This window comes from Paenibacillus sp. FSL R10-2796 (genome assembly GCF_037965315.1).
Classification (GTDB): Bacteria; Bacillota; Bacilli; order Paenibacillales; family Paenibacillaceae; genus Paenibacillus_AQ; species Paenibacillus_AQ odorifer.
This window is the reverse complement of record NZ_CP150178.1, coordinates 6,887,424-6,900,906: the sequence shown is the minus strand read 5'-3', so window position 1 is coordinate 6,900,906 and position 13,483 is coordinate 6,887,424. Positions and strand designations below refer to the sequence as shown.

Sequence of the window (13,483 nt, the reverse complement as noted above, 5' to 3'; positions counted from 1 at the left end):
TCATGCTACTCTATCGCCCGCAGAGAAGTCAAAAGGTCTAAAGATGCTAAAAATTGATCCAGGCCATGTGCCCCCTTTTATTGAACAATCTACAGTTAACGGGTATATTAGTAGGAAACATGTTTATACAAGAAGTAGTGTAACACTACAGAACGAAAGGTTGATAGCTGTGGAGAACCGTACTACCCCCTCCAATTTTATTAAAAATGTTATTACCGAAGACCTCCGTACGGGTAAAGTAAAAGAAGTTGTCACACGCTTTCCGCCGGAGCCGAACGGTTACTTACATATCGGACATGCCAAGGCGATTTGGATTAACTTTACACTGGCGGACGAGTTCGGTGGCAAGACTAACCTAAGATTTGACGACACGAATCCTGCCAAAGAAGATACGGAATATGTGAACTCCATTCAGGAAGATGTAAAGTGGCTGGGCTATGAATGGGAAGAGCTGCGTTTTGCATCGGATTATTTTGAAGAAATGTACAAACGTGCCGAATTATTAATTACTAAAGGCAAAGCTTATGTAGATGACCTCAGCGCGGATGAAATTCGCCAATTGCGGGGAACGCTGACAGAGCCAGGACAGAACAGTCCACATCGTGAGCGCAGTATCGAAGAGAATTTGGATCTGTTCCGCCGTATGCGGGCAGGGGAATTCAAAGATGGTGAGAAGGTTCTTCGTGCCAAGATCGATATGGCATCACCAAATATTAATCTGCGTGATCCTGTCATCTATCGGATTACTCATGCGCATCACCATAATACAGGGGATAAATGGTGCATCTACCCGATGTACACGTTCGCTCATCCACTTGAGGACGCTATTGAAGGAGTAACTCACTCCCTTTGTTCGCTTGAGTTTGAAGATCAACGCCCATTTTATGATTGGGTCGTAGCGGAATGTGAGATGCCTTCTGTTCCGCATCAATATGAATTCGGCCGTCTGAATCTCGCTCAAACCATGACTAGTAAACGTAAGCTGAAGCTGCTGGTAGACGAAAAACATGTGGATGGCTGGGACGATCCGCGGATGCCAACGATCTCCGGCCTGCGCCGCAGAGGATATACGCCGGAAGCGATTCGTAAATTCGTGTACGAAGCAGGGATCTCCAAGAGTCAGGGTCTAGTGGACCTGCAAATGCTGGAGCACTTTATCCGGGAAGACCTTAAGTTAACTGTGCCTCGCACCATGGCTATACTTCGTCCGCTTAAGGTTGTTATCACCAATTATCCGGAAGGCCAAACAGAATGGCTTGAAGCGGAGAATAATACAGAGAATGAAGAAATGGGTGTACGCCAAATTCCGTTCTCTCGTGAGATTTATGTTGAGCGCGACGACTTTATGGAGAATCCGCCCAATAAATATTTCCGCTTGTTCCCCGGCAATGAAGTACGCCTGAAGCATGCTTATTTCATCAAATGTAATGAAGTCATTAAAGATGAGAATGGCGAGGTTGTTGAACTGCATTGTACGTATGATCCGGAAACAAAGAGTGGCAGTGGATTTACAGGCCGTAAGGTAAAAGGTACTCTGCACTGGGTAGAAGCTAGTCAAGCTGTGCCTGCAGAATTCCGTTTATACGAGCCACTGATTTCTGCTGAAGAAGTAGATGAAGCTGCAGAAGTTGAAGGTCTGGATTCCACGGTAGAGAAAGCGGAGCCTAGCTTCTTGGATCAGCTTAATCCTAAATCCATTGAAATCTTACAAGGTTTTGTGGAACCCGCGCTTAAGGACAGTGTGGCTCAGGATAAATTCCAGTTCTTCCGTCATGGCTATTTTAATGTAGATAGCAAATATTCGGCGCCTGGGCATCTCGTATTCAATCTTATCGTTTCACTGAAGAGTTCATTTCAGCCTCCAAAACAAGGCTAACACTTGATTCGTTCAGGTTCTTTATAATAAAACAGGCTCAAACGTCCCGTTTAGGTACGTTTGAGCCTGTTTTTTATATTTTCGCTTATAATATTTCGATGTGAGAGAGTTCTTCCTCATCCTCTGTAGGGGGCCGGTAGCCTCCACGGTTTACAAAGAGCCACATGAAAGTAAAGCCTAGCGTTCCAAACAGTGTCAAGAAGACACCCGCTTGATACATGCTCTGTGCCCCTAGATTTTGATACATCCACCCTCCGAGAACTCCTCCAACAATACCGGCTATACCGCTCCAAGTCAGTGTGTAGAGCGCTTGTCCTGAAGCACGGTAAGGTCTTGGAATAAGAAGCATGGTCAGTTGAGTGCCTACATAGAAGAAACCACCAAATGTTATGCAGTGTAAAATTTGAATGAGCACTACTTGGAGGGCTGTAGTCGCGTCCGCCATGAACCACCATCGTAGTACGAATAAAGCGCTAACCAGCGCAAGCCAGCCGAGCAGAACAGATATTTTACGTTTAAGGAATCGGTCGCAGAGAACAAATACACCCACTTCCAAAATAGAGGAGAGGAATACTGCGAGACCAATCATTCCCTTGGAGCCGCCTAGGTCCGTAATATACAAAGACATGAATGTAGTGTTCATGGTGTTCGGTATGGAAACTAGGATACCAAACAATATGAAACACAAGAAAAAGGGATTATAAATTAGTTTGCTGAAGCCTCTATACGGCATAGGAGCCATGCCAATGGTATGGTTAAGTTTCGGTAATGCAAGAATGGATAACATTGATGCACATAGTAAGCCTGCAAACAGATAGGACAAGATAGATACACCAGCCCAATCAAGGACCAATCCGGCGGCAATTGCAATTAGTGCCCACCCCAATGAACCCCAAAGCCGAAAAGAACGGAAGCGATAGTTAGTTCCGTCAATATAGCTGAGAATCATCGTATTGCTCTGAGCAAATAACGGTCCTTGGAAGAAATAGAACAAAAGAATGGAGATGTAGATCATCTCATATGTATTTGCCCGAAACATAAGCTGGGATAACACTAACGTTCCGATTAACATAAGCAAAACGATTCTCCGGATATTCTGGTATCGGTCAGTCCAGATTGCCCAGAATGGATTTGCAAAGATGGATACTAGCGCACCCATAGAAAATACGGCACCGATCTCTAATTTGTTCATCCCTACATCCAGCAGGTATAGTTGAAAGAAGCTGGAGAAGAGGACCATGGTTCCGTATACAAAAAAATTGAACCATTTTAAAGACGTGAAAGAAGATGGATAGTTAACGCCTTTCCGCAAATGCGTCACTCCTTTCCCACTAGATGTCTTGCATGGATATACTGACCAATATTAGGCCCTTCTATCACTGTAACACGTGTTGAAAAGGGATACAAACTTCCTTTTTTACTTTTTTACATTTTTTTAACGTTTATTTAAATTTGATCCGCTAAGTGACAAAAAACGCATATAACAAGTTTACGGGTGGCAGAAATGTTAGGAGTTTGCTCTTCCTTACTAGGAATATGCCTGAGGATTACCCTATCTACGTTTGTATAAAAGAGAATCAATGGGTTTAACTTCAGTTTACAATTCAGGGCTAGGATGGGGTTAAGCGAAACAGAGAAGATACATTCTTCTCGCAGATTCACCAAGAAAAGGGGAGTTTTTGCATGAAAAAATCCGAAGCTAAGGGGAAAACGGCGCTGAAGCCATTCCTCACATTATTAAAAGAAACCAAGCCTTCATACGGCTTATTGGCAATAGCCATTGCACTAAGCATGATCTCGACATTGGTTAGTCTGGTGATCCCAATGTTTACCAAAAATCTGGTGGATGGCTTTTCTTTGGCTTCTGTCAGCAAGCTGCAAATTGCAGGCATAGCGGGTGCTTTTATCGCGCAGACGATCGCCGGGGGAATCTCTATCTATCTCCTGAATTATGTAGGCCAGAAGATGGTTGCAGGTCTTCGTGACCGGTTATGGCGTAAATTTTTAGTGTTGCCAGTAGCTTATTACAATGATAATCGGACAGGAGAAAGCGTCAGCCGGATGACGAATGATACAGGGATCATCAAAACGCTGATCTCTGAACATCTGGCCAGCTTATTTACCGGAGTGATTTCCATTGTGGGCTCCATTGCTGTGCTGTTATTTTTAAACTGGAAGATGACCCTTGTTCTGTTCACCGTTCTTCCACTATCTGCGTTGATTTTGGTGCCACTTGGACGGCAGATGTACAAAATCTCCAAAGGCATGCAGGACGAAACAGCTTCTTTTACCGCCACACTTAGTGGTGTATTGTCAGAGATCCGTCTGGTGAAATCCTCGGGTGCAGAGAAAAAAGAGTACGAAGCAGGCAAAACCGGAATTATGAACCTGCTCTCCTTTGGTATTCGTGAAGGCAAAATCAGCGCTATGATCAGCCCACTGGTCTCTTTTGTCTTTATGATGTTACTTGTGGTCATTATCGGTTATGGCGGAATGCAGGTATCTTCCGGGGCTTTGACAGCTGGAGAGCTGGTAGCCTTTATCCTGTATCTTATTCAGATTATTATGCCGCTTACTCAATTGACCACGTTCTTTACACAGATTCAGAAAGCTAAAGGGGCATCAGAGCGCATTATTGAAACCCTGGCAGCAGAAGAGGAGGTATATGAGGGCCAGGAAGAGGCGAACGGTGCAGAGGGTCCTATCTCGGTAGAAGATCTAAGCTTTGGATATAAAAATGGTGAGAATGTGCTAACCGATGTAAGCTTCCGGATGCTTCCGGGTCAGGTGACGGCTATTGTTGGACCGAGCGGGGGAGGCAAGACTACATTATTTTCACTGCTCGAACGATTCTATGAGCCTCAGAAAGGTATGGTTAAGCTAGGCGATAAACCAGTGTCAACCTTCTCATTACGCTCATGGCGGAAACTGATCGGGTACGTCTCACAGGAAAGCCCATTGTTGGCAGGTACGATTGCTGAGAATTTAACCTATGGATTGGATCGAGACGTTAGCATGGAGGAGATGCGCGCAGCAGCAGCAATGGCTTATGCAGATGGCTTTATCGATGAGCTTCCTGAAGGATATAATACGGATGTCGGTGAGAGAGGTGTGAAGCTCTCGGGTGGACAGCGGCAACGGATTGCTATTGCTAGAGCGCTGCTGCGGAATCCAAAGATTCTTATGCTTGATGAGGCGACCTCCAGTCTGGATAGCCAATCAGAGGCCGTAGTGCAGAAGGCACTGTCCAATTTGATGAAGGGCCGGACTACGATTGTAATTGCGCACCGTTTGGCTACTGTTGTAAATGCTGAGCAGATTATTTTTATGGAAAAGGGCCAGATTACCGGGATGGGAAGACATGAAGAACTGCTGGAAAACCATGAGCTATATCGTGAATTTGCCACCCAGCAGCTGCAGATGAATAACCTTGAGATTCAAGACAATGAAGAGGAGGCTCCAGTGATACATGACAAAAATACTAGTAGCGGACGACGATCCGCACATCCGCGAATTGGTAGAAGTATTTCTGAGAGCTGAGGGGATGGATGACATCTATGGAGCTTCTGATGGATTGGAGGCTCTTCAGATTCTGGAGAGCCATAACATAGACTTAGCCATTATTGATGTGATGATGCCCAATTTGGATGGCTGGGAGCTGTGCCGGAAGATGCGCCAAACCTATGATTTTCCGATATTGATGCTGACGGCTAAGGGAGAGACCTCACAAATTGTGAAGGGCTTTGAGCTGGGAAGTGATGACTATCTCGTCAAACCCTTTGAGCCAGTGGTGCTTATTGCGCGAGTAAAGGCGCTGCTCAAACGCTACCAAATCTCTGCTGCACAAAGTGTGGGGATTGGCCGGCTGCGAATGAATCGTAAAACCTACGAGGTATCCTCAGAGTATGGAGAAGTCACCTTGCCGCTTAAGGAATTTGAACTGTTATTTAAGCTGGGCAGCTATCCGGGGCAGACATTGACTAGAGACAGGCTAATCGAAGAGATATGGGGTTATGATTTTGAAGGGAATGAGCGGACGCTCGATGTGCATATCAACCGTTTACGCGAACGGTTCGCTCCTGATAAATACGGGTTTGTTATTCGTACCATCCGCGGATTAGGCTATCGGCTGGAGGCAGAGGCATGAACCGGTTTAAGGAGCTTCTTAAGCGGATTGGGATGACTTTTATTTACTTCGGTGGTGTTGGGATTAGCTGGAGTGCAGCTTATTTCTTGATGAACTGGATATATGGCAGGGTTGGACGCCCCTCTTCGGAGTATTTGACCCAGTTAATCGGCGTGATGGTCGGAATTGTGATTTTGTTTTTGATGGCATTGGTAACCTCCAAGTTATTCCGGGGCTGGGAACGTGTTTTTTATAAATCGATTATCGAAGGTTTAGGGCGGATTGCTAAGGGCGATTTCAATGTGGTACTGGATAATACTAAGGACTACGGTGATTTCGGTGAGATTGTAGAGAGTATCAACGTAATGGCCAGCGAACTGAGCCAGATGGAGACCATGCGTCAGGATTTTATCTCTAATGTATCGCATGAAATTCAATCTCCGCTAACCTCTATTCGGGGGTTTGCTCTTGCACTGCAGGATGAAACTCTGAGTGTGAAGAGCAGGAGGCACTACCTTAATATTATAGTGGCTGAGAGTACCCGTGTATCTGGGCTTAGTGATAATTTATTGAAGCTGTCCGCGCTTGAATCGGGCAATTTTCCGTTTGAAAATCAGATTTACCGCCTGGATAAGCAGCTTAGAGATACGATTCTGGCTTCTGAACCACAGTGGTTGGAGAAAAAAATAGAGGTAGAGGCTGAACTGGAAGAAGTGAATGTATCTGCTGTAAAAGATTTAATGAGTCAGGTTTGGACTAATCTGCTGCATAACAGTATCAAGTTTACTCCGCAGAACGGTTGCATCCATATTAGCCTTCGCATGGTCGATGAGCAGGTAGAGGTGGAGATTCAAGATAGCGGGATTGGCATCTCGGAGGAAGATCTGCCTCGGATCTTCGAGCGTTTCTATAAGGCAGATAAAGCTAGAACCGCAAGTGGTGGCGGTAGTGGACTAGGTCTGTCATTGGTTAAAAAAATCGTTGAGCTGCATGAAGGTAAGGTAACTGCAAATAGTCGCCCGGGGGATGGGACAGCGTTCAAGGTGAGCTTGCCAGTACGAATGAAATAAACTTGCTGTATGTGAAAAACAGCTGAAGCCGGTATTCTGGGTGGATTCGAAGACAATACCTTCCGTCCTGAGAAAAAGGCTACAAGAGCCGAGGCGGCGGCGACTATTTCTAAGCTGCTCGAAGCTCTATCTCTCTAATAGTGATTGAATAGCTCATCGCTAAGCTTTAAGCACAACGCCGCTTTCCCAGATTGTTCAGTGGGAAAGCGGCGTTTTTGTATTTATGCAATCAAAAGAGGAACTATAATACCGGGATGAACGTTTATCCACCAATTTGAGACATGCGCCGAGCTGTCGGCGTGTGGCTCTGTGCTTTTTTCTCCAGAGCTAAGGCCATTTCATGATTATGGGGTTTGTTGCCCAGCGCTTTCCGGAATAAGGCCTGCACAGCAGCAGGATCGCTTATTAAAGGACGGACATTGTATTCATCTGCCCAATACAGGCAAGCTTTGATGTGCCCATCTGCGGTAAGTCTCAGGCGGTTGCAATTATCGCAGAAGTGCTCGCTCACCGGATGAATCAGGCCGAATGTACCAAGGGCTCCGACAACCCGCCGATTCTGGGAAGGGCCATTCCCGGAGGGCATTTCTGCCGCTTCCGTTTCCCAACCAGCCTCAGTACAAGCTTCTACAACCCTTTCCAGAGGCAGATAAGTTTGGCGCCAAGCATCAGTAGCACTGCCAATCGGCATGTATTCTATAAAGCGTACATTTAGAGGACTCTCCAGCGTAAGGGAGATGAAGTCTTTGATTTCGTCGTCATTAATTCCTTTCATCAATACAACGTTAAGCTTTATCGGTTGAAGTCCGGCGGCTTGTGCGGCCTCGATCCCCTTTAATACCTTGGCGACTTCGCCGCCACGAGTAATCATAGAAAATCGATCCTGCCGTAAGGAGTCTAGGCTGATGTTTACCCGTGACAGACCGGCTTCTTTTAGCTGTGCTGCTTTGGCTGGAAGCATTAAACCATTTGTAGTCAGCGAAATATCTTCTATACCTGGGATCGCAGATATCATAGCAACAAGCTTTTCCAGATCTTTGCGGACAAGAGGTTCTCCACCAGTTAGTCGTACTTTACGTAATCCAAGAGGGGCTAGCGACTTAACGACTGCGGTAATTTCCTCGTAACTCAGAATCTCGTCCTGCGGTTGGAATTGCATCCCTTCCGCTGGCATACAATAGATGCAACGCAGGTTGCAGCGGTCGGTAACCGAAATGCGGATGTAATCGTGTAAACGTCCAAAAGGGTCCGTCAGCGGCTCCATGGCGTTGCTCCCTTCCTTTAAATCTGGCTGATAAATTGCTCTTATACTTTCTCGTATACACGCATAACGTCCCTAATAGGACAGAACGCAAAGTTGTTTATACTTGTTTAGAATTTTAAAGATCGCTTGGATTCACGTCAATGAGCAAAGTTCTGGACGACAGGGTTTCATTACATAAAACTGGACAAACTAGATAAGAAGATAACGCATATTGAACAACGGAAAGTGTGACAAAAGTACGACAAATAAAGTTTTTAGACATAGAATGCTCACGGAAAGCGCTTTTAATATCCGATATAATCTAGGTGCGGATTAGTTTTAACGTTCACTTTTGCGAAAACAGATAGGATACCGGAAACCGCACGTCGGTAATGTGACGGAGAGTGACCGGGAAACCATTGAGGAGGATTTGCAAAATGAGTACACATACTGTTCCATCGCTCACCGTTCCGGAGGCTTTTAGCCGTTGGTTGGAAAGTCGGGGATTAATATATCAGCTTTTAGTGGATTTTTTGGGTAGAAAACCATCACTCTCTCTAGTGGCTCAATGGAGCCGCAATCGCCAGATGAGTGTAGCGGCTGAGATGACGGAAGGCGGTCGGGAGCTGAAGCGCTATTTGAGTCAGGAACCGAACAAGCTGCCAATGATATGCGAGAAAGAGAGCAAAGAATATAAACGGCTTATGCAAGAACAGTCCGTTAGTTCTTTTAAATTGCGCGAAGCAGCGATTTTAGGACGCTCGGAGGATTTCTGTAACGTGCTTGCGGATGTGTACACCTCCGCTGGAATTGTATTCAATAAGTGTAATGGTGAAGCCGATGATCATATTGCTATTGAGCTCGAATTTATGGCAGTCATGCATGAGCGTATGCTTTACAATAGCTTTTCAATAAGAAGTGCTATGGAGCTGCTTGATATTCAGGAGTCCTTTTTGGAAAAGCATCTACTGCAATGGACACCGCAGTTCTGTCAGAAACTGAATGCAGCAACGGATAGTCCGCTATATCTAGGCCTCTCACATATGCTTGAGGAATTTCTGCCACTTGATCTGCAAATGCTTCGTTCCTGGAGAGCTTCATTGGAGAGCAGTGCAGCTACAAGCATTTAATATTAGAAAGCCCGGCCTAATTGATAGGTCGGGCTTTTGCGTGCTGGTCAAGTAGATATGAAGCTTTAATAGAAGCTCTGTAGAAGCACAAATAGAAGTACCGTGGGAAGCATCCTAGTGATGATCTAATTAAACTCCGATAGAAGTAGAGGCTGAAGCACCAACTGAAGTAGTAATTGAAGTACCAACCGAAGCGCCTTATTGTTGCCTAACTCAAGCGCCGATAGAATAATTGGGCAATTTCTCCCTGAAATTCTAGAGTTTCTGGTCATTAGACTAATAATTAGGGAAAACCTCCCTAAAATATAGCTGATTCGGCGGTAATTAAAGAAATCCCCCTTATTATCAGGGAGGAATTCCCTAATTTCGTTCATTTAGAGCGAATATTGGCTTTTTTCAGGGATTTTTTCCCTAATTAGTTTGATATCCACTCCGCACATCGCCCAAACACAGAACGCAGTAAACACAAATGTACGCCGTCCAAACGACCCACGCAGATCACCCGCTGTATACCGCACATCGCAAACGTTCACGGTACTTCGTCCACCGTTCATAGCCCACTGCATTTCGCATATCATACAGCACCCACAGTACATCGCCCTCCACCACCCACAGTACATCAGCTATCACTCATCACGTATTTTTCACCGCTCAACTCTCCCTACTCACCACCCAACCTAATGGCGTTGAACAATTGGCACAGCACACAGTCTATTGGCTAAGGCAAGAATCCGCTGTGCAGCCTTTTACTAAAAAAAAGAAGCTGCCTCATAAGTAGAATTCACTACTTTGGAGACAGCCTCTCGTTTGAGCCTATTTACTTGTTCACATCATAGTTCTAATCAATTACCTTTTTGCTGCGGAATTTCATCAGGAATTCATACACGACTGGCACTACTACAAGTGTCAGCAGCGTGGAACTGACCAAACCACCGATTACGGTCACGCCGAGGCCCTTGGAGATAATTCCAGCACTGTTTTCAAGTCCAGTAACCAATGGCAGCAATGCACCAATCGTTGCAAGTGCAGTCATCAGGATTGGACGTAAACGTGTGCCACCTGCTTCAAGCAAGGCTTGACGCGTAGTGAGGCCTTCTTTTTCCTTATGAATAACGCGGTCGATAAGGACAATCGCATTCGTTACTACGATACCAATCAACATCAGCGCACCCATGAGCGAGGACACGTTTAAGGTTTCCCCAGCGATCAGAAGGGCAACGAGTACCCCGATCACTGTGAAAGGAAGTGAGAACAGGATAGCGAATGGTGCTAATCCACCGCCAAATGTAACCACAAGCACGAAGTATACGATGGCAATAGCAGCCGCCATAGCAATTCCTAATTGACCAAACGTATCATTAATCTGCTCGGTTACACCGCCGAAGGTAACAGTTACACCATCAGGCAATTCCATAGCGTCTATTTTTTCTTTCACGCTGTTCGAAGCGCTATTCACGTCACTCGAAATAATTTCGGCAGTAACATCTACCTTCATTTTACCGTCCATACGAGTAATCGAGTCAGGGGAGGAGCCATTTTCAATTTTAGCGACTTGCCCGATTGGCACGGAGATGCCTAGTGGGGAAGTCAAAGTAGCCTCTTCCATTTCTTTAATGCTCTTATACGTTTCTTTATCTGTTTCGATATAGACTTTGTAGTTCTTGCCGTCCAATTCTACTTCTGTGAGCACTGGACGTGTGCCTGCTGGACTCAGCTTCATCGCAATTTGTCCGGCTGTAAGTCCAAGGGAGCTAAGCTTCTGTTGATCCGCTACAATCGTATATTGATCGTAAGCTTCCTTGAGACTTGTTTCTGCGTCTTTGAAATTAGTGGTGTCAGCCTGTACGATTGAGGCAATCTCATCCGCGACCGGCTTCAGCTGATCCAGTTCATCTCCGAATACATTCACGGTCAGAGTGCTTCCACCCATGCCTCCACTCATCAGAGCGGACATGTCACCCCATACACCATCTGGCACTTCTGCGGTCAAACCTTCAATAAGCTTCTCTTTAACAGCTTCAAAATCAGGAGTGTCACTATCATAAACGATAAAAAATAGTCCTGAATTGCTGGATCCACCCATACCCATCGGGCTTCCGCCGCCAATGGAATATTGCATTTTGTCTATATGCTTCTGCGCTAAAATGTATTTTTCAGCTTTCAGACCTTGCTCTTGAACTTCCTCAATCCGTTGTCCAGCCTTTGGTGAATAAGTAAGCATTACGGTTTTATCCTCTTGGGATGGCATAAAGCTTACACCAATAGGTTTGATTAAGAACAAGCTGCCTGCAAGGAGAAGAACGGCAACTCCAAACGTAACGAGCTTATGAGAAAGGCACCAGTTCAGAATCTTTTGATAACCAGCAGAAAGTTTGTCTGGTTTCTCGCTGTGAGTTTTTTTACCTTTCAATCCATTACGGAACAACGAGTGAGCCATTGCAGGAACTAGGGTAATCGCAACTACTAATGAAGCGAGCAGGGCGAAGACCATGGTTAGAGCGAAAGGCAAGAACAGCTCACCAACCATACCACTAACCAAAGCAAGTGGTAAGAACACCGCGATGGTTACAATTGTAGAGGACATGATAGGCACGAACATTTCACGTGTGGCCGCACTGATTAATTCTCTGCCCTTCAGTTTCTCACCAGATAAGGAGAGCCGTCGATATATGTTCTCTATGACTACAATCGAGTCATCGACTACCCGCCCAATCGCGACCGTCATCGCTCCCAGTGTCATCATATTAAGCGTAATGTCCATCTGCCGCAGACACAGTACTGCGATCAGCAGGGATAATGGAATAGAGATGATAGAAATAATCGTCGAACGAATATTCCGCAGGAACACCAAAATGATAATTACTGCGAATAAGGCACCAAATACCGCTTTGGACAACATCGTATTTACGGAGTCCTCAATGGGCTTACCTTGGTCAAGTAGAACAGTAAGGTCAATGCCTTTATATTGTGCTTTTAATTCTTCAGTTTTGTCTTTAACACCATTTACAACATCAACAGTGTTGGCATCATTGGCTTTGACAATCTGAATACCGATCGATTCTTTACCATTTGTACGGGAGATGGATTCGGAATTGCCCACAACCTCAATCGTGGCCAGCTCTCCGAGCTTCACGGTTGGAAGTCCCATACTTGCAGCTCCGCCAGTAGCAGCATTTCCAGCACCAGCAGCTCCGTTAGCAGCACCAGCATCAACGCCGGCAGCTCCAGTAGCTCCAGCACCAGCAGCGTTAGCGCCAGTTGGCATTACCGGAATGGTCACATTTTTAAGATCCTCAACGGTAGTGATGTTGCCATCCACGACAACTGCCTTTTGAGCCTTGTCCATCTCGAATAGTCCGAGTGGAACACGGAGGGAAGAGCCTTGAATGATACCTTTAACGGTATCTTCGGTCAGTCCATATTGATTGAGCTTATCTTGATTGAATTTGAGTGATACTTCTTTGACGTATTGACCAGAGATTTGGATAGAAGCGACACCCTCAACATCCTCCAGGGCCGGGCGAATATCGTTCTCAGCAATACGGGTCAGTTCCTCAAGATCCTGGGTATCCCCGTTAGAAAGACTGAGGGAGACAACAGGCATTGAGCTAAGACTAAAGCGGGAAATGGAAGGCTTCTGCACATTGTCTGGCAATGAGACTTCATTTAGTGATTCGCGCACTGCTGCTGTAGCATTATCCAGATTTGTTCCATAATCGAATTCAATTTGGATACTGGAGGCATTCTCCAAAGAAGTGGAGGTGATCGTCTTTACACCATCCACATTGCGGAGCTTTTGCTCCAACGGTTTGCTGACATCATTAACGACGCCTTCTGGTGCGGCCCCCGGATAAATGGTTGTTACGCTAAGATAGGGTATACTAATATTAGGCAAGGTTTCTTGCTTCATCGTCAGTCCGCTATATAAACCGGCAAACACAATAATTATCGTCAGAAGCCAAATGGCAAATTTGTTCCTGAGCGAGAAATTAATTAAGCTTTTCATAAGTTTCGTTTCTGCTCCTCTCGGCCCTCTTC

The 13,483-nt window shown here is 45.5% G+C and carries 8 protein-coding genes; 5 read left to right on the top strand and 3 right to left on the bottom strand.

The window, feature by feature from the left end:
- Nucleotides 1–169 precede the first annotated feature (169 nt).
- Entirely contained in the window at nt 170–1,876 is a 1,707-nt protein-coding gene (locus NST58_RS30825; protein ID WP_038574952.1) for a glutamine--tRNA ligase/YqeY domain fusion protein, read from the top strand.
- A gap of 85 nt (nt 1,877–1,961) precedes the next feature.
- Here NST58_RS30825 and NST58_RS30820 read toward each other — a convergent pair whose 3' ends face one another.
- The gene (locus tag NST58_RS30820; protein ID WP_305953522.1) at nt 1,962–3,197 is read right to left on the bottom strand and encodes an MFS transporter; all 1,236 of its coding nucleotides are present in this window, start codon (nt 3,195–3,197) and stop codon (nt 1,962–1,964) included.
- A 362-nt stretch (nt 3,198–3,559) separates the two neighbouring features.
- Between NST58_RS30820 and NST58_RS30815 the strand changes: the two genes are divergently transcribed.
- From NST58_RS30815 to NST58_RS30805, 3 genes are read left to right on the top strand one after another with little or no spacing between them, the layout of a single operon-like run.
- Nucleotides 3,560–5,416 (top strand): ABC transporter ATP-binding protein, encoded by a 1,857-nt coding sequence (locus tag NST58_RS30815; RefSeq protein ID WP_339245314.1) that lies wholly within the window; start codon nt 3,560–3,562, stop codon nt 5,414–5,416.
- Nucleotides 5,346–6,023: a response regulator transcription factor gene (locus NST58_RS30810; RefSeq protein ID WP_036681932.1), complete on the top strand. Its 678-nt coding sequence runs from the start codon at nt 5,346–5,348 to the stop codon at nt 6,021–6,023. Before NST58_RS30815 ends, NST58_RS30810 begins: the two co-directional genes overlap by 71 nt.
- The gene (locus NST58_RS30805; protein ID WP_076192343.1) at nt 6,020–7,072 is read left to right on the top strand and encodes a HAMP domain-containing sensor histidine kinase; all 1,053 of its coding nucleotides are present in this window, start codon (nt 6,020–6,022) and stop codon (nt 7,070–7,072) included. The genes NST58_RS30810 and NST58_RS30805 overlap by 4 nt, the downstream gene beginning before the upstream one ends.
- A 262-nt stretch (nt 7,073–7,334) precedes the next feature.
- On the opposite strand, the gene moaA is transcribed toward NST58_RS30805, so the two are convergent.
- The gene (gene moaA / locus NST58_RS30800; RefSeq protein ID WP_076192346.1) at nt 7,335–8,336 is read right to left on the bottom strand and encodes a GTP 3',8-cyclase MoaA; all 1,002 of its coding nucleotides are present in this window, start codon (nt 8,334–8,336) and stop codon (nt 7,335–7,337) included.
- A gap of 416 nt (nt 8,337–8,752) precedes the next feature.
- Here moaA and NST58_RS30795 point away from each other — a divergent pair, with 416 nt between their 5' ends.
- Entirely contained in the window at nt 8,753–9,445 is a 693-nt protein-coding gene (locus NST58_RS30795) for a molecular chaperone TorD family protein (protein WP_076123947.1), read from the top strand.
- 838 nt (nt 9,446–10,283) lie between these two features.
- Here the strand turns inward: NST58_RS30795 and NST58_RS30790 are convergent.
- Nucleotides 10,284–13,451: an efflux RND transporter permease subunit gene (locus NST58_RS30790; RefSeq protein ID WP_076192349.1), complete on the bottom strand. Its 3,168-nt coding sequence runs from the start codon at nt 13,449–13,451 to the stop codon at nt 10,284–10,286.
- Nucleotides 13,452–13,483 lie beyond the last annotated feature (32 nt).